Origin of the sequence: Sphaerisporangium sp. NPDC005288 (genome assembly GCF_040607475.1) — a bacterium.
Taxonomy (GTDB): domain Bacteria; phylum Actinomycetota; class Actinomycetes; order Streptosporangiales; family Streptosporangiaceae; genus Sphaerisporangium; species Sphaerisporangium rhizosphaerae.
Window position 1 is genome coordinate 214,510 of record NZ_JBEXGT010000003.1, and the last position, 18,982, is coordinate 233,491.

Below are 18,982 nucleotides of genomic sequence, written 5' to 3' on the forward strand. Positions count from 1 at the left end.
CGGTTCAACATCATGGCGCACATAGGCGTCCCCGTGAATGCACGAGCCCCGGCCATCTCCGGGTTTTCCACAATCATCACGATTTTGGGGGACTAATCGGCCTGGGCATGTGGTCCTTGTGGCCGATGCGGGAGCCTACCGGAGGCCGTATTGTTCGCGGTATGCACCCCACCAACGGCCACGGGGGCCCAGGATCGGGGCCACCGGGAGGCTCTTCCCCCCAGCCTGGTGATCAGAATGGGCCGACGGTGCCACGTCCCCACCAGCTGGACCCGAACGGCCCCACGGCCCCCCGGCCCCGCCAGGCGGCGCGGCCGTTGCCGGAGCAGGGACGGCCGCACCAGGAACAGGGACGGCCGCACCACGAGCAGGGACGGGCGCACCAGGAGCAGGGGCAGCCGTGGCCCGGCCAGGGCCGGCCGCGCCCCGCGCAAGACCCCACGCAGAGGCAAGAGCCCACGCAGAGACAGGGGCCCGCGCAGAGGCAGGGGCCCGCGCAAGGGCAGGGGCCCGCGCAGGGTCGGCGTCCCCGGCCCGAGCAAGGACGTCCCCCGTACGCCCCGCCGAACCCCCGGCCGGCCGCAGACCCGTTCTTTCCGCCTCATCTCGACCAGCACGGGCTGGCCCCCTACTCCCGCCCGGCGCCCCCCGGCCCGTACGGCGCTCCGGGGCCCGCCGGCCCGCACGGCCACCCCTACCAGCCGCCGTTCCCGCCCCGCGTCCCGCCGCCGGCGCCGTCGGGCAACGGCGCCGCGAGCGTCCTGTGGGCCCTCGCGCCGCTGCTGACCTGCGGCGCCGCCACGCCGTTCACCATGGCCTACGCGGCGGCGAAGCTGCGCAGCACGATGCTGGCGCTGTCCGCGGCGATCTACGCCATCGGCATGGTCGCCGTCGTGGTCGGGCTGGCGGACAACGGCTCCGACTTCGCGGAGGCCCTCGCGGTCATCGGCTCGACCGGCAGCTGGCTCGGCGGCACGATCCACTCGCTGATCATCCGCAGGAAGGTCTTCGAGCGCACGGAGACCCCCAACGACCATGCCGTGGCCTTCGCCCAGCACCGCCGCGAACTGCGCCAGCAGGCCCGCGAGCTGGTGGAGCGCGACCCGTCGCTGGCCCGTGAGCTGCGCATCGGGCGTCCCGACCTGCCCCGGCAGTACGACGACGGCGGGCTGGTCGACGTCAACCACGCGCCCGTGAACGTGATCGCCGGCCTGCCGGGCATGACGCCCGAGCTCGCCGAGCGGGTGGCCGAGGTGCGGGCGAACGTCGGCGGGTTCATCTCGGCCGAGGACATGTCCATCGCCGTCGACCTGCCGCCCCGTCTCACCGCCGAACTCCTGGAGATGACCATCTACCTGCCCTGACCGGCAAAAACCTGCACAAGCCCGTCTATCCCCGTAATCTTCGCGATATGCACCCAGGCAGGCCCTCGCAGTCCACCACCGCGATCAGCTTCGTATGGGCTCTGGCTCCGGTGTTCACCTGCGGATTCGCGACGCCCTTCACCATCGCGTACGCGGCCTACCGCAAGCGCGCCCCGATGATCGCGGTGGCGGCGATGCTGTACTTCCTCAGCCTCTTCGTGATGTTCGTGCTCATCGTCGCCTATGACAGCGTCGACAACTACCCCGACTGGGCGGGCCTGCTCATCGTCGTCGGGCTGTTCACGAACTGGATCGGCGGGCCCATCCACTCACTGGCCATCCGCACCACGGTGTTCGCGCCCGGGGTCGCCGCCGCCGCGCCCTACCCGCCGCCGCGCCGGGACCACCACCCCGCGTACGCGCAGGGGCCCTACCCGCAGCGCCCCGCCTCCGGGCCCTACCCGCAGCAGAACCACGCCCCCCACCAGCGTCCCGGCCAGAACCACGCCCAGAGCCGGCCCCACGCCCAGCGGCCGCCCGAGCCCCCCTACCACCCCGGCGCCGTCCCCCCGCGTCATCCGGGCCAGGACTCCCGCCCCCCGTGGTCGCAGCACCAGCGGCCGCAGGACCAGCCGCAGCGGCCGCCGCAGGACCGGACGCGCTTCCTGACGCAGCAACACCAGGGACCGGCGGACCGGACGCCACAGAACCAGGGAACGCACGACCGGGGGTCGCAGGACTGGGGGTCGCAGGACCGAGCGCCGCAGAACCTGGCGCCGCAGGACCAGGGGCGGTATCCGCTGGACGGGCGGCCTCAGGACACCCCGTCCTCCGTACTCCCCTCGGCCGTGAACGCGCCCGTGGCGGCCCGGGTCACGGCCCCCGGCCCGTCCGGCTCGCGGGACGTCTCGACGATCCCCACCCAGGCGCCCGGCCCGCTGCCCGCCGGTGAGCCCGACCGCATCGGCCGTTACCGCCTGATCGGCAGCCTCGGGCAGGGCGGCCAGGGCTCGGTGTACCTGGGCGAGACGCCCGACGGCACCCGGGTGGCCATCAAGATCCTGCACGCCCGGCTGGCCGCCGAGAACGGCGCGCAGCAGCGTTTCCTGCGCGAGGTGGAGGCGGCCCGCCGCGTGGCGCCGTTCTCGACGGCCCGGGTCATCGACGCCGACGTCGCCGACGAGCGGCTGTTCATCGTCAGCGAGTACGTCGAGGGCGCGTCGCTCGAGCAACTGGTCCGCGACCGCGGCCCGCGCGGCCACGACGGCCTGGTGCGCCTGGCGCTGGGGACGGCCGGCGCGCTCGCCGCGATCCACCGGGCCGGCATCGTGCACCGCGACTTCAAGCCGAGCAACGTCCTGATCGGCGCGGACGGCCCGCGCGTGGTCGACTTCGGCATCGCCCGCGTGCTGGACAACGCCACCGCCACCGGTAGCGGGGTGCTGGGCACCCCGGCGTACATGTCGCCGGAGCAGGTCTCGGGCGAGCGCGTCGGGCCGGAGTCGGACATCTTCAGCTGGGCCGCCACGATGGTGTTCGCCGCGACCGGCCGTCCGGCCTTCGGCGAGGACAACATCGCGGCGGTGTTCCACCGCATCTTCACCAAGCAGCCCGACCTGTCCGCGCTGCCGGAGGCGCTCGCCCGGGTGGTCGGCACCTGCCTGGACAAGCGGCCGGAGAACCGTCCCAGCGCCTCGGACGTGATGCTCGCGATCGTGCAGTGACCTGCGGAGGGCCGGCTGAGGGACGACGCCGGTGCAGGAGGTAGATTGCCGTTCGCGCTGTTCGTCGTGTTCCGCCTACCGGAAGAGGTGTGAGGGTCATCTCCCAGCAGCCCGTTGATGCGACGCCCGACGCCGCCGCCCTGCACGAGGTCGTCCCCGGCGTGCTGGCCTGGGTCCAGCCGGACGGGACGTGGTGGCTGAACAACGCCGGAGTGGTGACGGGCGACGATGGCGTGGTCCTGATCGACACCTGCGCCACCGAGCGGCGTACCCGCCGCCTGCTGGAGGCCGTGCGCGGGGCCACCGGCGACGCCCCGGTGCGCGTCGCCGTCAACACCCACCAGCACGGCGACCACGCCTACGGCAACAGCCTGCTGCCCGATTCCACCGTCATCGTGGGGCACGAGGCGATGCGCGAAGGGCTCCGGGTGGACCCGATCATCGACGGGTGCCCGCCGGTCTGGGCGCCGGTGCCCGACTGGGGCGGCGTGAGGCGCCGGTTGCCGTCCATCACGCTGCGCTCGGAGCTGACGGTGTTCACCGGCGAGCGCCGGGTGGAGCTGCGCCACCCCGGATACCCCGCGCACACCACCGGCGACGTGGTCGCCTGGCTGCCGGAGGAGCGGGTGCTGTTCTCCGGGGACCTGGTCTTCCACGGACTGACGCCGCTGGTGTTCATGGGGTCGGTCGAGGGGGCGCTGCGGTCGCTGGACTGGATGGCGGCCTTCCGGCCGGACCATGTCGTCCCCGGGCACGGCCCGCTGGTGGACGCGCGGGCGCTGCCGGAGGTGCTGGCGGCCCACGAACGGTACTACCGCCTGGTGCTGGACACCGCCGAGCGCGGGCGCAGAGACGGGCTGACGCCGCTGGAGGCCGCCAAGCGGTGCGACCTCGGCGAGTTCGCCGGGTGGGCGGACTCCGAGCGCCTGGTGCTCAACCTGCACCGCGCCTACCTGGACGCGGCCGGAGGCGGCGAGCTGGACCTACTACTGGCGTTCGGCGACGCCATCGCCTTCCACGGCGGCCCTCTGCCGACCTGCGTCTGATCGGGCGCGACACCCTTGCGGATCCGGCGGCGGCGCGCGCAGCGCGGCATGACTCCGTGCCCGGGGCACGACGGGCTCAGCCGGTCGTGCCCGTGGCGGGGTGCAGGCCGCCGGCGAGGAGCTGGAGCACCTCGACCAGGTCGCTTCCCGTCGGGACCGCCCGCGGGTCCACCAGCCACTGCGCCGCCAGGCCGCTGAGCATGACCTGGTAGAGCGCGCCGATCTTCTCTGCGGTGTGCTCGTCCGCGCCCACGCCGAGGTCGCCGATCAGCTCCGCCAGACCGAGGCGCGCCTGCCGCCCGGACTCGGCGAACGCCTGGCGCAGCTCCGGGGTCTTGTCCATGTGGGCGACCAGCTCGAACTGGACGGCCCACAGCGGCCGGTTCTCCTCGAAGGACCTGACCACGGCCGTCCAGGCCGCCTCGAACCGCTGCCGCGGGGTCGCGGCCGGGTCCACCTGCGCCGACAGGATGCGGCCGAGATCTTCGCCCCACTCTTCGAGCGCCTGGAGCAGGGCCGCGTTGAGCAGCGCCTCCTTCGACCCGTAGTGGTAGCCGATCGCCGCGAGGCTCACCACTCCCGACGCGGCCGCGATGTCGCGCGCCGTCGTGCGCGCGTACCCCTTCTCGTACAGGCAGCGCTTGGCGCCCGCCAGCAGGTCTTCTCGATTGCCCATGGCTCGGAGTCTACACGCGTCTCATACAGATGTCTCGTACGAATGTATTGCACAGTTGACTGATACAGATGTACTGTCCGAGCGGAACAACACGCCGGGCCCGCTGAGGGACCGGCGGACGAACGCCGAGGCCCGCGCCGAGCGGGAACGGCCGAGCCGATGGAGCCCCCCATGAAGAACCGCACCGTCCTGATCTCCGGCGCGGGCGTCGCCGGCACCGCGCTGGCCTACTGGCTGCGCCGCCACGGCTTCGCGCCCACCGTCGTCGAGCGGGCCCCCGCACTGCGGGACGGCGGCTACAAGGTCGACATCCGCGGCGCCGCGGTGGAGGTCGTCCGGCGCATGGGCGTGCTCGACCAGATCCGCCGCGAGCGCACCGACGTCCGGCAGGGGTCGTTCGTGAACGCCGCGGGGCGGCGGGTGGCGAGCATGGAGGGCGACGACTTCGGCGGCCGGACCGGCGAGGACGCCGAGCTCCTGCGCGGCGACCTCAACCGCATCCTGTACGACCTGACCAAGGACGACGTCGAGTACCTGTTCGACAGCTCGATCGCCGCCGTCGCCGACACCGCGGGCGGGATGCGCGTCACCTTCGACAGCGGTGCGACCCGCGAGTTCGACCTGGTGGTGGGCGCCGACGGCCTGCGCTCGGTCACCCGCCGCCTGGTCTTCGGCCCCGAGGAGGACTACGTCCACGACCTGGGCTACCACGTCTCGATCTTCAGCGTCGGCAACCACCTCGACCTCGACCGCGAGGAGGTCACCTACGTCTCCCCCGGCCGCACCGCGCTGATGTACAGCACCGCCAAGGACACCGGCGCCAAGGCCATGTTCCTGTTCGCCTCCGGCCCGCTCGAGTACGACCGCCGCGACCGCGAGCGCCAGCAGAGCCTCCTGGCCGCCGCCTACGCCACCGACACCTGGGAGGTGCCCCGGCTGCTCGCGGCGATGAGCTCCGCGCCGGACTTCTACTTCGACTCGGTCAGCCAGGTGCGCATGGACCGCTGGTCGAAGGGCCGCGTGGTCCTGCTCGGCGACGCCGGATACTGCGCCTCCCCGGCCTCCGGCCAGGGCACCAGCCTGGCCCTCGTCGGCGCGTACGTCCTGGCGGGCGAGCTGGCCGCCGCGGGCGGCGACCACGGGGCCGCGTTCGACCTCTACGAGAAGGAGATGCGGCACTTCGTGGAGGAGAACCAGAAGCTCGGGCCGCAGAACGTCAAGCACATGGTGCTCGGCAGCAGGGGGCTGATCCGCTTCCAGATGACGATGCTGCGCATCATGCCGTACATGCCGGGCAAGGACCGCGTCATCGCTAAGATCCTGGAGCCGATCCACAAGGCCGCGAACGCCATCTCCTTGAAGGACTATTGAGGCGGCGACTCCCGGAACCTCGCGGAGCGGAATGAACGATCTAATAGCGCCACGAACGCCACAAAAGAGGGACGAGATGGAACAGCGACGTGTGGTGGTCTCCGGAGGAGGCACCGGCATCGGCCTGGCCACGGCGGACGCCTTCGCCGCGGAGGGAGCCCAGGTGGTCATCCTGGGCCGGCGCGGCGAGGTGCTGAAGGAGGCGGCGGCCAGGCTGAACACCGCCTACGACGCCGACCTGGTGAGCTGGCGGGCCACCGACCTGTCCGATCCGGCGCAGGCGCAGGAGGCCGCCGAGGCGATCGCCATGCAGGGCCCGGTCGACGTGGTGGTCACCAACGCGGGCGGGAACGTCGCCGCCTCCGACGACGGCACGCTGGCCGGCATCGCCGAGGGCTACCGCCGCAACTTCGAGGCCAACGTGCTGACGGCCGTCCTGCTCACCGAGGGCCTGCTGCCGTACCTGCGGCGGCCGGGCGGGCGCGTCGTCCACCTGTCCTCGATCGCCGCCGTCCGCGGCCCGGGGTCCTACGGCGGCGCCAAGGCGTCCCTGCACGCCTACACCTACGAGCTGGCGCAGCGCCTCGGGGCCGAGGGGATCACCGTGAACGCGGTCGCCCCCGGGTACATCGCCGACACCGAGTTCTTCGGCGACCGCGCGACGCCGGAGTTCGTCCGGTCGCGCGTCGACCAGACCCTGGTCGGCAAGCCGGGCACGCCCGCCGAGGTGGCGGCCGCCATCAGGTACCTCGCCTCTCCGGAGGCCGGATACGTCACCGGCCAGATCCTGCACATCAACGGCGGCACCGTCTTCGGCCGCTAGCAGCCACCGGACACCTTCACCCGGGTCGCCCGGGTCGCCCGCCGCACGGCGGCGCCGGATTCGCCGTCCACCCTCCCGCCGCCCCGGCGCCGGGAGAAAGCCCCACCCAGGGCGGGCGGAGCAGTGCGCCGGCGAACGGCGGCACGGGCGTCCAACCCAGGACGGGCGGGCAGTGCGCCGGCGCGGGCGTTCAACTCAGGGCGGGCGGAGCAGCGCGGCGGCGGGGGCGTTCAACCCAGGACGGGCGGAGCAGTGCGCCGGCGAGAGGCAGCGCGGACGTCCAACCCAGGACGGGCGGAGCAGCGCGGCGGCGCGGGCGTTCAACCCAGGACGGGCGGAGCAGTGCGCCGGCGAGAGGCAGCGCGGACGTCCAACCCAGGACGGGCGGAGCAGTGTGCCGGCGCGGGCGTTCAACTCAGGGCGGGCGGAGCAGCGCGGCGGCGGGGGCGTTCAACTGAGGAAAAGGACCTTCACCACACCGGTGAGGGCCAGTTGGAGCAGGGCGAGGGGGACCAGGCCGATCCAGGCGAGCTTCTGGAGCTGGTCGGCGCGGAAGCGGGGGAAACTGACGCGCACCCAGATCACCACGAACGCCAGCGCGAAGATCTTGATCAGCGTCCAGACCGGGCCGGGCAGCAGCGGCCCCTGCCAGCCGCCGAGGAACAGCACGGCCGTCAACGCCGACAACACCACGATGCCGACGTACTCCGACAGCAGGAACAACGCGAAGCGGATGCCGGTGTACTCGGTCATCGGACCCATGATGATCTCCGAGTCGGCGATCGGCATGTCGAACGGGGGCCTGCGCAGCTCGGCGAGGCCGGCCACGAAGAACACCACCGCGCCGATGAGCTGCCACGGCAGCCACCACCAGCGCCACGCCTCCACGATGCCGGGCAGCGACAGCGTGCCCGCCGCCATCGCCGCCGAGGAGGCCGCGAGCACCAGCGGCAGCTCGTAGGACATGAGCTGGGCCGCCGCCCGCATGCCGCCGAGCGCGGAGTACTTGTTGGCCGACGACCACCCCGCCATGATCGAGCCGAGCACGCCGACGCCCATCACGGCGAGCACGAAGAACACCCCGACGTCCAGGTCGGCGCCGAACAGGCCGGGGCCGACGGGGATGACGGCCATCACCACCAGGTAGGGCACCAGCGCCACCGCCGGGGCGATGGAGAACACCCACCGGTCGGCCGCCGCCGGGATGACGTCCTCCTTCTGGGCGAACTTCACCCCGTCGGCGATGAGCTGCGCCCAGCCGTGGAAGCCGCCCGCGTACATGGGGCCGAGGCGCGACTGCATGTGGGCCATGGCCTTGTGCTCGGTCTGGCCGACGATCAGCGGCAGCGTCAGGAAGGCGATGACGATCACCGCGAGGCGCAGCGCGACGTCCAGCACCTCAGCCATCGCCGTCCTCCCGTCCCTGCGAGCCGGCGGCCGGGCCCGCTTCGGGCCCGGGCCGTTCCGTGCGTTCAGGCCCCGCCGGGGGCCGCCGGGGCGGCGTTTCACGGACGGCGCGCGGGCCCCGCACCGGCGGGGGCGCGGAGGCGTTCGGTCCCCAGTCGGCGGGGACGCCGGGCGGCAGGGTCTTGCGGCGGCTCGGCGAGCCCGCGCCGGACTCGCCGGGCTCCTTGGCGCCCGGCCACGGCTTGGCGACGCGGGCGGCGAGGATGAAGTCCTTGCGCAGCGGGTGCCCCTCGAAGCCGTCGGGCAGCAGCAGCGGCACCAGGTTGGGGTGTCCCTCGAAGACCACCCCGAACATCTCGAAGGTCTCGCGCTCGTGCCAGTCGGCGCCTCGGTACACGCCGGTGACGCTGGGCAGCCGCGGGTCGGCGCGCGGCACGCGGGTCCTGGCGAGCAGGTGGGCGTGCTCGACGGGGTCGAACAGGTGGGCGACGACCGAGAAGGCGTCCGGCGGTTCCTCCACGCCGGTCAGCCAGTCGAAGAACGCGCACCCGAGGCCGTCGCGGGCGAAGGTGAGCAGGTCGACCCAGTCGCCGGGGGCGACGTCCACGGTGAGCTGCCCGAAGGCGTCGGAGAGCTCGGCGCGGTCGCCGTAGCGCTCCTCGATGGCCGCCCTCACGCCGTGCCGCCCTGCTCGGGGGCGGCGGCGTAGCGGTCGCCGAGGGACTCGGCGGCGATCTTCTCCTGGAGGCGCATGATGCCGTGCAGCAGGGCCTCCGGGCGGGGCGGGCAGCCGGGGACGTAGACGTCGACCGGGATGATCTGGTCGACGCCCTTGGTCACGCAGTAGGAGTCCCAGTAGGGGCCGCCGGAGTTGGAGCAGGCGCCGAAGGAGATCACGTACTTGGGGTCGGGCATCTGCTCGTAGAGACGCCGGACGGCCGAAGCCATCTTGTCCGAGACGGTGCCCGAGACGATCATTAGGTCGGCCTGCCTGGGCCCGTTGGCGAAGGGGATCACGCCGAACCTGATGAAGTCGTGGCGGCTCATCGAGGTGGCGATGAACTCGATCGCGCAGCAGGCCAGCCCGAAGTTGAACACCCACAGGGAGTAGCGCCTGCCCCAGTTGAGGATGAAGCGCATCGGTTTCGGGGCGAGCCGGGACACCGGCCCGACGGTCGGCATCGGGAGATCGCTGGCTGCCATGAGGGCATTGTCTCCTTTCCGGCACCTCCGTGCGAGTGCCCCCCCACCTGCGGACGGGAGCGTCCCGCCGTCGCGGGCGAGGGCGCGGCCCGTCAGGTCCAGGCGAGCACGCGCTTGCGCCAGGCGTACAGGATGCCGATGCCGATGAAGGCCAGGAAGACGAACATCTCGACCAGCGTGGCCATGCCGAACCCGGGTGCGGCGAAGACCGTCGCCCACGGGAACAGGAAGACGGCGTCCACCGCGAACACGACGTAGAGGTAGGTGAAGACGTAGTACCGGACCTGTGACTGCGCCCAGCCCTCGCCCACGGGGTCCACGCCGCATTCGTAGGTCGTGAGCTTGTCGGGCGTGGGACGGTCGGGCCGCAGCAGCCGGTTGACCAGAAGGCCGCCGGCGAACACGGCGACGCCGATCGCCATCAGCAGCGCCACAACGGCATAAGAGCCGAAATATCCGCCCACTCCGCCTCCTCCTTCGCCCGCCCGCGGAGCGCGTGCCCACGGCCTGACGTCGCGAGACCTCCAGCACCGGACAGGAAATAGCCGTCCGTCACCCGTCCACTACCCGTCGCGGTCAAAACCCAGTCTCTCATCACCTAAAATCCCAGTAAATGGGTATCTAAGGGTGCCTAGTGTGGCAGTCATGTCCCGTTTGCCCCTTGCCGGAGGTGTCGCGGCCGTCATCGCGATCACCGCCGGATGCGGGATGGCAATGCCCCTTTCCTCGCCCGACCTGCCCGCCACCCTGCCCGCGCAGCCCACGACGATCAACTTCGTCGACCCCGCCTCCATCCCCGGACTGGCCGTCCACACCACCTCCGACGACTCGGCGGGCCGCCGCGTCTTCGCCGGGTACCCCGCGCCGGACTCGGCCCCCGCCCTCGGCGAGCGGCTCCGGCAGGTGACCGCGGCGGCCGTCCGCCGGTTCGCCGCGACCCCCGGCGCCCGCCGGGGCACGGCCGGGCCGTCCGAGCTCAACATCGGCTGGCAGGTGACGGCGGCCTCCGGCGGGGTGTTCGGCGTGCGCCTGCGCACCGGGACCTTCACCGGCGGGACCTGGCGCACCTCGCTGGCCACCTACTGGTACGACGGCGCGGACGGGCGCGTCCACGACTCGGCCGACCTGGTCAAGGACGCCAAGGCGCTGGACACGCTCGCCACGGTCGTCCGCGCCCGCCTCGGCACGTTCGGCCCGGGGATCACCGCGGGCGCGGTCCGGCCCGACCGCACGCTGTTCGACTCGCTCAACTTCAACCCGCACGGCGACCTGGTGGCCGAGTTCGACGACGGCCGGGTGGCCCCGGCGCGGATGGGGCGCATCGCGGTCGCCGTGCCCGGGCACGAGGCCGCCGCCCTGCTCTCGGACCTCGGGCGCCGCGTCATGAAGGCGGTGGACGCGGCCACGCCGCCGACCCTGGCCGCCTCACCCCCGCCGGAGTACTCGCCCTCCCCCGGGGACGACGACGCCGGCAACGGCGGAGGAGGAGGCGCCAGCGGCGCCGGCGGCGGGTCCGACTGCTCGGTCACCAAGTGCGTGGCGCTGACCTTCGACGACGGCCCCGGCCCGCGGACCGGCCCGCTACTGTCCATCCTGGCCCGCTACGGCGCGCGCGCCACCTTCTTCGCCCTTGGCCCGAACGCCGAGGCGCGGCCCGACCTGCTGCGCCGGATCGCCGCCGCCGGGGACCTGATCGCCAACCATTCCTGGACGCACCGCGACCTGACCACGATGGACGTCCACCGGATCTCCGACGAACTGGACCGCACGCAGATCGCGGCCGGCGTCGCCACCGGCCGCGCGCCCCGCCTGATGCGGGCGCCGTACGGCCACACCGACGCCAAGGTGGCCGCCGCGGCGCGCGCGCTGAACCTTTCAATCGTCGGATGGAGCGTGGACACCGCCGACGCCAGGGACCCCGACCCGCGGGCCGTCGCACGGCGGGCGGTCGACGGCGCCAGGCCCGGTTCGATCATCCTCATGCACGAGGCCGGCGCGGCCACCGCACGGGCGCTGCCACTGGTGCTGACGGGGCTGGCGGAGAAGGGGTACGCCTTCGTGACCGTACCCGAGCTGTACGGCTCGCGCCATATGGGACCGGGGCAGGTGTACGCCGGCGCCGACCCACCGCCGCGACGTGCGCGGACGCGGCGCCAGGAGCCCCCCGCGACCGTCCCGGACACCGACGGCACCGCCTCTGGAATCACTCCATGAGGCGAGGCACTCGGAGTCATCGGGTGAAGGGACATATAGTTGGTGAGCGTGACCGGATACGTGCTCTACTCCCGCTTGCACGTTGATCTTTGCAGGCTTGCCGCGGGGCTGTGTACGAGGAACCGCCTCCGGTCGTGACCACGCCCCCCGCGGTGGTCACCGCCCCCGTGTCGATCTGAGCCACCCGGCCCACGGTGCCGGGCGCCTGCCATCGCCCCCGATGTCAGACCTGCTCCGGCACGCCCGAAAGATCGTTGCCGTCACCAGGGGATCACGGTCACACCCCTGATCGACGCGCATGCGTAAAGAAGCCCGCGCAGCCCCAAGGGATCTAGCATGGAAATGAATACGTGCCACGAGCGACGGCGCCCAGGCGCGTCGAGGAGGACCGAGCTGTGACCAAGCAGGTTCAGCAACTCGACCGCGTGATCATTCGCTTCGCGGGCGACTCCGGCGACGGCATGCAGCTGACCGGTGATCGTTTCACGGCGGAGACCGCGCAGTTCGGAAACGACCTTTCCACCCTGCCCAACTTCCCCGCCGAGATCCGCGCCCCCGCAGGCACCCTCCCCGGCGTGTCGAGCTTCCAGCTCCACTTCGCCGACCACGACATCCTGACGCCCGGCGACGCCCCCAACGTCCTGGTCGCCATGAACCCCGCGGCGCTCAAGGCCAACATCGGCGACCTGCCCCGCGGCGCCGACCTCATCGTCAACACCGACGAGTTCACCAAGCGCAACCTGCAGAAGGTCGGCTACGCCGAGAGCCCGGTGGACAACGGCTCGCTCGGCGAGTGGCGCGTACACGCCGTGCCGCTGACCTCGCTGACCGTCAAGGCGCTCGAGGGCTTCGACATCTCCAAGAAGGACGCCGAGCGGGCCAAGAACATGTTCGCCCTCGGCCTGCTGTCGTGGCTGTACCACCGGCCCACCGAGGGGACGATCAAGTTCCTGGAGCGCAAGTTCGCCAAGAAGCCCGACATCGCCAAGGCCAACATCGCGGCCTTCCAGGCGGGGTGGAACTTCGGCGAGACCACCGAGTCGTTCTCGGTGTCCTACGAGATCAAGCCGGCCACGCTGGCCCCGGGCCTGTACCGCAACATCTCGGGCAACCAGGCGCTGGCCTACGGCCTGATCGCGGCCTCGGTGCAGTCGAAGCTGCCGCTGTTCCTCGGGTCGTACCCGATCACGCCGGCCTCCGACATCCTGCACGAGCTGTCCAAGCACAAGCGGTTCGGCATCCGCACCTTCCAGGCGGAGGACGAGATCGCCGGCGTCGGCGCGGCGCTCGGCGCCGCGTTCGGCGGCGCGCTCGGCGTCACGACGACCTCCGGCCCGGGCGTGGCGCTGAAGGCCGAGACCGTGGGCCTGGCCGTCACCACCGAGCTGCCGCTGATCGTGGTGGACGTCCAGCGGGCCGGCCCCTCGACGGGCATGCCGACCAAGACCGAGCAGACCGACCTGCTCATGGCGATGTACGGCCGCAACGGCGAGTCGCCGGTGCCGATCGTGGCGCCCGCCACCCCGTCCGACTGCTTCGACGCGGCGCTGGAGGCGGCGCGCATCGCCGTGAAGTACCGCACGCCGGTCATGCTGCTGTCCGACGGCTACCTCGCCAACGGCTCCGAGCCGTGGCGGCTGCCCGAGGTGGAGGAGCTGCCCGACCTTTCGGTGGAGTTCACCGTGGAGCCGAACGGCGAGGACGGCGAGACCTACCTGCCGTTCAAGCGCGACCCGCAGACGCTGGCGCGTCCCTGGGCCGTGCCCGGCACCCCCGGCCTGGAGCACCGCATCGGCGGCATCGAGAAGGCCGACGGCACCGGCGACATCTCCTACGACCCGCACAACCACGACCTGATGGTCCGGCTGCGCCAGGGCAAGATCGACGGCATCGCGCAGGACATCCCGCCGCTCGAGGTGGACGACCCCGACGGCGACGCCCGCGTGCTGGTCATCGGCTGGGGCTCGACCTACGGGCCGATCGCCGCGGCCGTGCGGCGGGCCCGCGCGTCCGGCGGGAAGATCGCGCAGGCGCACTTCCGTCACCTGAACCCGCTCCCCGCCAACACCGGCGAGGTGCTGCGCTCCTACGACAAGGTGCTGCTGCCCGAGATCAACCTCGGCCAGCTCGCCCTGTTGCTGCGGGCGCGGTTCCTGATCGACATCATCAGTTACAACCGCGTGCGCGGTCTTCCCTTCAAGGCCGAGGAGCTGGCCGGAGTGATCCAGGACGTGATCGACAGTGAGTGACATCGCGACGAACGGGCACACCGCCGAGCCGATCGGCCGTGGCACCGGGCTCACCCTCATCCCCCGGGCCACCGAGAAGCAGACCCTGAAGGACTTCAAGAGCGACCAGGAGGTGCGCTGGTGCCCGGGCTGCGGTGACTACGCCATCCTCTCGGCCGTCCAGGGCTTCCTGCCCGAGCTCGGGCTCAAGCGCGAGAACATCGTGTTCGTCTCGGGCATCGGCTGCTCCTCCCGCTTCCCGTACTACCTGAACACCTACGGGTTCCACTCGATCCACGGCCGGGCGCCGGCGATCGCGACCGGTCTGGCCGCCTCCCGCCCCGACCTGTCGGTCTGGGTGATCACCGGGGACGGCGACGCGCTGTCGATCGGCGGCAACCACCTGATCCACGCGCTGCGCCGCAACGTCAACCTGAACATCCTGCTGTTCAACAACCGCATCTACGGGTTGACCAAGGGGCAGTACTCGCCGACCTCCGAGGTCGGCAAGATCACCAAGTCGACCCCGATGGGCTCGCTGGACAAGCCGTTCAACCCGATCTCGCTCGCCCTCGGCGCGGAGGCCAGCTTCGTGGCGCGCACCCTGGACTCCGACCGCAAGCACCTCACCTCGGTGCTGCGCGAGGCGGCGGCGCACCGCGGCACGAGCCTGGTCGAGATCTACCAGAACTGCAACATCTTCAACGACAACGCGTTCGAGGCGCTCAAGGACCCCGAGGTGCGCGACGACATCACGCTGCGCCTGGAGCACGGGCAGCCGATCGTCTCGGGCTCCAAGGCCGTGCGCCGCGGCCCGGACGGGCGCCTCGCGGTCGTCGACCGGGCCGGCGTGCCCGAGGATGAGATCGTGGTGCACGACGCGCACGACCCCGACCCCTCGGTCGCCTTCGCGCTGTCCCGGCTGGACGAGCCGGCGTTCGAGCACGTGCCGATCGGCATCTTCCGCTCGGTCGACCGCCCGGCGTACGACACGCTGATGAGCAGGCAGCTGCACGAGGCCGTGTCCGACCAGGGCGCCGGCCGGCTGAGCGACCTGCTGCGCGGCGGCGACACCTGGCGCGTCGGCTGACCAGGGGCGCATGACCCCGAGCATGACCAAGGAGGCCCTCCACGCTCTCGCGTGGAGGGCCTCCGGCGTTCACGGGACGGGCGCCTTGTGCGGGATCGCCTTACGCGGGATCGCCTTACGCGGGACGGGCCCGTCTCGCCGGAGACGGGCCCGGGGGCCGGGTCAGCCGCCCTCGGGGACGGTCTTGCCGTCCTCCCAGACGTTGTTCTTCCACTCGTTGCCGGCGCCGTCCTTGTCCCAGTAGGCCACCGGGCCGTTGTAGCCGCCCTTGGCCCACACGTCCTTGCTGAAGACGTTGCCGACGACCTTGATGTTGGACGAGGTGCCCTTGCTGCCGGCGCCGCCGTAGACGGTGTAGCCGCCGCCGGCCAGGAAGTTGCCCTCGACGGTCACGTTGCGGACCACGCCGAAGTCCTGGAAGAGCGCGACCGCGCCGGTCTGCTCCAGCGTGTTGACCACCGTGTTGCCGCGGATCACCAGCTTGGCCCCGGACGGCGGCCCGCTGGTGCACATGATCATGTCGGTGTGGTCGCCGGAGTAGTACTTCGGATCGTGGATGTAGGAGTCCTCGATCAGGCCCTGCTCGGTCAGGATGCCGTTGCTGATGGTGTGGATGTCCACCCGGCGCACGGTCAGGTCGCCGCCCTGGTTGAGGATGCCGAACTGGGTGCGCTGCTTGCCGTCGCCGAACACCTCGGTGTCCTCGACGGTGAGCCCGCTGTGCCCGTTGCGCTGGATGATGCCCCAGTCGCCGGGCGCCGCGGCGACCCGGGTGTTGCGGATCGTCACGTCGTCGGCCTCGACGTTGATCTCGCCCTTGACCTCCATGCCGTCGATCACCGTGCCGTCCTTGGTGACCGTGATCGACTTGCTGTCCTTGAGGCTCACGCCGGACGGCACGCCGGTGTCACCGGCCCCGGGGAAGCCGCCGGCGGGCGGCGGGGTGGTGGTCTGGGTCGGCTTGGGGGTGGCGGACGGCTCTCTGGTGGGCTGCCTGGTCGGGTCCGGGCTCAGCGACGGCCTCGGGGTGGCGCTCGGGGAGACCTTGGGCGTCGGGCTGCCGGACGGCTTCGGCGTGCCGCTCGCGGTCGGCGACTCCGAGGCGTCGGAGGTGTGGCTGCGCGTCGGGCTGGACGAGGGGCTCGGGGACCCGTCGGCCGTGGGAGTGGTGGTGACCCCGCCGGTCGGCCCCTCGCTGACGGTCGGGCTCGCCGAGCCCTCGGGCGAGGAGGTCGGCGAGACGCTCGGGTCGCCCGGCGCCGGGGAGTCGGAGGGCCGCGGGTAGTGGCGCTCCCGGTGCCGGAAGATGACGTCGACCCAGTAGCTCACCCGCCTGTGGTGCACGCGCGAGGGGAAGGCCGCCTTGGCGGAGGGGGCGAACACCCCGGCCTGCGCGGTCAGCGGCCCCGAGACGACCGGCTCGTCGAACACGCCGGGCGAGGCGACGTACCCGCCGTTGGTCGTGTGGTACGACACCGTGTAGACGCGGCCCGCGACGATCGGCACGGGCCGGTCGAACATCGCCTGCTGCCAGCCGCTCTTGGTCTCGCCGGTGAAGCTCACCTTGGCCAGCAGCTTCCTGTCGGAGCCCCACAGGCTGCCGCGGTGCGTGCCGCGCTCGGCGGCCGGCTTGTAGAACCGCATGCCGGCGACCTCGCCGTCGCGGGCGGCCTTGAAGCGGGTGCCGAGTTCGAGCGGGGTGTGCTCGTCCTGGACGGCGGCCTTCACCTTGCGCGACTTCCACAGGCTGGTCTCCAGCGTCACCTCCGCCGCGACGGGGGTGGCGGCGACCGGCGGCGCGGTGGTCTCACGGTTGACGACCACCACGGTCACGGTGGCCCCGAGCACCGCCGCCCCGGCCAGCAGGGTCACCCATCCCGTGACGGGGAAACGGCGTGACCCGGTCGATCTCGTCTCGGCGGACGCCGCGCGGCGCCGGGGGCGCCGTCCGTCCGCGTGCCGGGAATCGCTCACTGGCCCGAGCCTCCACCTCCGGCGCTCGCGGACGCCGGACTCCGATCATGTTCAAGTCGAGGCCATTGTTGCGGTTGGGAAACGACGAGACAACCAGATCCCGCCTTTTATCCCGGCAATAGCGCTAAATCAGCATGAGAACCGGGATTTCGATGCCACAATCGCCGGATTCATCACACCCAAAACCGCCCGTCACCTCATGATCACTGCGTGTGCGCCACTCCGGCTCCGGCCCCGCGGGCCGCGCGCAGGCCGGCGTAGTGCGCGAGGCAGTCCTCGTACAGCGGCAGCATCCCCTTGTCGCGCGCCTCGGCCAGCGTGGGCGCGGTGGCGTCCTTGGGCGACAGCAGCGGCTCGACATCGGCGGGCCACTCGATGCCGAGGTCGGGGTCCAGCGGGTGCAGGCCGTGCTCCCCGGCGGGGTTGTAGGGCTCGGAGCACATGTAGACGACGGTCGCCCGGTCGCTCAGCGCCATGAAGGCGTGCCCCACCCCCTCGCCGATGTAGACGCCGCGCCGGGTGCGGTCGTCGAGCTCCACGGCCTGCCACATGCCGAAGGTGGGCGAGCCGACCCGGATGTCCACGGTCACGTCCAGGACGCTGCCGCTGACGCACGTGACGTACTTGGCCTGCCCCGGCGGCACGTCCGCGAAGTGCACGCCGCGCAGCACGCCGCGCCGGGAGACCGAGCAGTTGGCCTGCGCCAGCCTCAGGTCATGGCCGGCGAGGTCCGACAGCCGGTCCGCGCGGTACCACTCGAGGAAGGCCCCTCTGTCGTCCTCGTGGACGGCGGGGGTCAGCAGGTAGGTGTCTTCGATCTTCAATCGTTCCACGAGGCCAAGCGTGACAGCTCCGATCTCAGTGCGCTATCGAATGACGGCGGCGCGTGCTGCGTCCGGACCGGGTCGTGCGATAGTTGGGCGGTTCCGTTGGAACGTGCCCAACCAGCGGAGCCAATGGCAGCCAGCTCCACACCCCCCATCGCACTCCTCGCCAAGGAGAGACCATGAGCCGCCTGAACGCGCTGCGCAGCCGTTTCGTCGACGCCCCCGACTCGCTCGGCGCCAAGGCGCGGGCCCGTCGATGGAACTGGTTCGCGCAGAGCTTCCCCGACCTGTCGGAAATGTCGGTCATCGACCTCGGCGGCACGGCCAGCGCCTGGCTGCGCGCGCCGGTGCGTCCGGCCCACGTGCACGTCGTGAACCTCGAGAAGCCCCCGGCGGAGCTTCCCGGCTGGCTGAGGGCCGACGTGGCCGACGCCTGCGAGCTGCCGGCCGCCATCCTGGACACCAAGTACGACCTGGTGTTCTCCAACGCCGTCATCGAGCACGTCGGCGGGCACCTCCGCCGCCAGATGTTCGCCGACTCCGTGCACCGCCTCGCCGGACGCCACTGGGTGCAGACCCCCTACCGCTACTTCCCCGTGGAGCCGCACTTCCTGTTCCCCGGCTTCCAGTACCTCCCCATCGCCGTGCGCACGTCCCTGCTGCGCCGCTGGCCGCTGGTGCACACGCCCACCTCCGACCGCGAGGCGGCGCGCAACATCGTGATGGAGGTCGAGCTGCTCAGCATCACCGAGATGCGGCACTACTTCCCCTCCTCCCAGATCCGGTTCGAGCGGCTCGGCGGTCTGGTCAAGTCGGTCATCGCGGTCCAGGCCCGCTGACCCCGGCGGGGGCGGCGCGGCACGCGCGTCAGTGCCCTCGTGTTACGGATGTGACGCATGTGACCGCGGTTGGCGGCACCGCGTAAACCGGTCCACACGCCCGGACGTCGTTCTCGTCGGGACCACGCTCCACAGCGTGAGCACCACCGGGGCAAGCGACCCTTTTCGAAATCACGTGGGAGCTTCATGAAATCGC

At 71.8% G+C, this 18,982-nt stretch carries 17 protein-coding genes; 10 read left to right on the plus strand and 7 right to left on the minus strand.

Features of this window, described 5'->3' with window-relative positions; genetic code table 11:
* Positions 1-248 precede the first annotated feature (248 nt).
* The 3 genes from ABZU32_RS04600 (at position 249) to ABZU32_RS04610 (ending at position 4,134) form a co-directional block, all read left to right on the plus strand.
* Positions 249-1,364 carry a hypothetical protein gene (locus ABZU32_RS04600; protein ID WP_354917065.1) on the plus strand — a complete coding sequence of 372 codons (1,116 nt, stop codon included), beginning with the start codon at positions 249-251 and terminating at the stop codon, positions 1,362-1,364.
* Positions 1,365-1,411: 47 nt separating this feature from the next.
* Entirely contained in the window at positions 1,412-3,088 is a 1,677-nt protein-coding gene (locus ABZU32_RS04605) for a protein kinase (protein WP_354917068.1), read from the plus strand.
* A gap of 89 nt (positions 3,089-3,177) precedes the next feature.
* Positions 3,178-4,134 carry an MBL fold metallo-hydrolase gene (locus ABZU32_RS04610; protein WP_354917071.1) on the plus strand — a complete coding sequence of 319 codons (957 nt, stop codon included), beginning with the start codon at positions 3,178-3,180 and terminating at the stop codon, positions 4,132-4,134.
* 76 nt (positions 4,135-4,210) lie between these two features.
* On the opposite strand, the gene ABZU32_RS04615 is transcribed toward ABZU32_RS04610, so the two are convergent.
* Positions 4,211-4,810 (minus strand): TetR/AcrR family transcriptional regulator, encoded by a 600-nt coding sequence (locus ABZU32_RS04615; RefSeq protein WP_354838075.1) that lies wholly within the window; start codon positions 4,808-4,810, stop codon positions 4,211-4,213.
* 171 nt (positions 4,811-4,981) lie between these two features.
* On the opposite strand from ABZU32_RS04615, the gene ABZU32_RS04620 reads away from it, so the two are divergent.
* Together ABZU32_RS04620 and ABZU32_RS04625 are read left to right on the plus strand one after the other, a co-directional pair.
* Positions 4,982-6,181: an FAD-dependent monooxygenase gene (locus ABZU32_RS04620; protein WP_354917074.1), complete on the plus strand. Its 1,200-nt coding sequence runs from the start codon at positions 4,982-4,984 to the stop codon at positions 6,179-6,181.
* Positions 6,182-6,257: 76 nt separating this feature from the next.
* Positions 6,258-7,004, plus strand: coding sequence for an SDR family oxidoreductase (locus tag ABZU32_RS04625; RefSeq protein ID WP_354917076.1), 747 nt, complete (start codon positions 6,258-6,260; stop codon positions 7,002-7,004).
* A 450-nt stretch (positions 7,005-7,454) separates the two neighbouring features.
* Here the strand turns inward: ABZU32_RS04625 and ABZU32_RS04630 are convergent, their stop codons facing one another.
* The 4 genes from ABZU32_RS04630 to ndhC form a co-directional block, all read right to left on the minus strand.
* Complete coding sequence (locus ABZU32_RS04630; protein WP_354838069.1) at positions 7,455-8,411, minus strand: complex I subunit 1 family protein; 957 nt, start codon at positions 8,409-8,411, stop codon at positions 7,455-7,457.
* Positions 8,404-9,087: an NADH-quinone oxidoreductase subunit C gene (locus ABZU32_RS04635; RefSeq protein WP_354917079.1), complete on the minus strand. Its 684-nt coding sequence runs from the start codon at positions 9,085-9,087 to the stop codon at positions 8,404-8,406. Before ABZU32_RS04635 ends, ABZU32_RS04630 begins: the two co-directional genes overlap by 8 nt.
* Positions 9,084-9,551 carry an NADH-quinone oxidoreductase subunit B family protein gene (locus ABZU32_RS04640; protein WP_354917345.1) on the minus strand — a complete coding sequence of 156 codons (468 nt, stop codon included), beginning with the start codon at positions 9,549-9,551 and terminating at the stop codon, positions 9,084-9,086. The genes ABZU32_RS04635 and ABZU32_RS04640 overlap by 4 nt, the downstream gene beginning before the upstream one ends.
* A gap of 155 nt (positions 9,552-9,706) precedes the next feature.
* Entirely contained in the window at positions 9,707-10,078 is a 372-nt protein-coding gene (gene ndhC, locus ABZU32_RS04645; protein ID WP_354838065.1) for an NADH-quinone oxidoreductase subunit A, read from the minus strand.
* Between the two features lie 244 nt (positions 10,079-10,322).
* Between ndhC and ABZU32_RS04650 the strand changes: the two genes are divergently transcribed.
* The 4 genes from ABZU32_RS04650 to ABZU32_RS04665 all read left to right on the plus strand — a co-directional run bounded on the left by ABZU32_RS04650 (position 10,323) and on the right by ABZU32_RS04665 (position 15,146).
* A complete protein-coding gene (locus tag ABZU32_RS04650) occupies positions 10,323-11,828 on the plus strand; it encodes a polysaccharide deacetylase family protein (RefSeq protein WP_354917082.1) in 1,506 nt (501 codons plus the stop codon).
* A 60-nt stretch (positions 11,829-11,888) separates the two neighbouring features.
* A complete protein-coding gene (locus ABZU32_RS04655; RefSeq protein ID WP_354917348.1) occupies positions 11,889-11,966 on the plus strand; it encodes a putative leader peptide in 78 nt (25 codons plus the stop codon).
* A 257-nt stretch (positions 11,967-12,223) separates the two neighbouring features.
* Positions 12,224-14,077, plus strand: coding sequence for a 2-oxoacid:acceptor oxidoreductase subunit alpha (locus ABZU32_RS04660; RefSeq protein ID WP_354917085.1), 1,854 nt, complete (start codon positions 12,224-12,226; stop codon positions 14,075-14,077).
* 31 nt (positions 14,078-14,108) lie between these two features.
* The gene (locus tag ABZU32_RS04665) at positions 14,109-15,146 is read left to right on the plus strand and encodes a 2-oxoacid:ferredoxin oxidoreductase subunit beta (RefSeq protein ID WP_354917351.1); all 1,038 of its coding nucleotides are present in this window, start codon (positions 14,109-14,111) and stop codon (positions 15,144-15,146) included.
* Between the two features lie 162 nt (positions 15,147-15,308).
* Here the strand turns inward: ABZU32_RS04665 and ABZU32_RS04670 are convergent, their stop codons facing one another.
* Positions 15,309-17,120: a DUF4082 domain-containing protein gene (locus ABZU32_RS04670; protein WP_354917088.1), complete on the minus strand. Its 1,812-nt coding sequence runs from the start codon at positions 17,118-17,120 to the stop codon at positions 15,309-15,311.
* 203 nt (positions 17,121-17,323) lie between these two features.
* Entirely contained in the window at positions 17,324-17,953 is a 630-nt protein-coding gene (rfbC, locus tag ABZU32_RS04675; RefSeq protein WP_354917091.1) for a dTDP-4-dehydrorhamnose 3,5-epimerase, read from the minus strand.
* A 173-nt stretch (positions 17,954-18,126) separates the two neighbouring features.
* Here rfbC and ABZU32_RS04680 point away from each other — a divergent pair, with 173 nt between their 5' ends.
* On the plus strand, positions 18,127-18,786 hold the full coding sequence (locus tag ABZU32_RS04680) for a class I SAM-dependent methyltransferase (RefSeq protein WP_354917094.1): 660 nt from the start codon (positions 18,127-18,129) through the stop codon (positions 18,784-18,786).
* Positions 18,787-18,982: the final 196 nt, after the last annotated feature.

Bases quoted from the DNA above. Each gene is read 5' to 3' on its own strand.
- ABZU32_RS04605 (WP_354917068.1), top strand. From the start codon at position 1,412: ATGCACCCAGGCAGGCCCTCGCAGTCCACCACCGCGATCAGCTTCGTA.
- ABZU32_RS04615 (WP_354838075.1), bottom strand. From the start codon at position 4,810: ATGGGCAATCGAGAAGACCTGCTGGCGGGCGCCAAGCGCTGCCTGTAC.
- ABZU32_RS04620 (WP_354917074.1), top strand. From the start codon at position 4,982: ATGAAGAACCGCACCGTCCTGATCTCCGGCGCGGGCGTCGCCGGCACC.
- ABZU32_RS04625 (WP_354917076.1), top strand. From the start codon at position 6,258: ATGGAACAGCGACGTGTGGTGGTCTCCGGAGGAGGCACCGGCATCGGC.
- ABZU32_RS04630 (WP_354838069.1), bottom strand. From the start codon at position 8,411: ATGGCTGAGGTGCTGGACGTCGCGCTGCGCCTCGCGGTGATCGTCATC.
- ABZU32_RS04640 (WP_354917345.1), bottom strand. From the start codon at position 9,551: ATGCGCTTCATCCTCAACTGGGGCAGGCGCTACTCCCTGTGGGTGTTC.
- ABZU32_RS04650 (WP_354917082.1), top strand. From the start codon at position 10,323: ATGGCAATGCCCCTTTCCTCGCCCGACCTGCCCGCCACCCTGCCCGCG.
- ABZU32_RS04680 (WP_354917094.1), top strand. From the start codon at position 18,127: ATGAGCCGCCTGAACGCGCTGCGCAGCCGTTTCGTCGACGCCCCCGAC.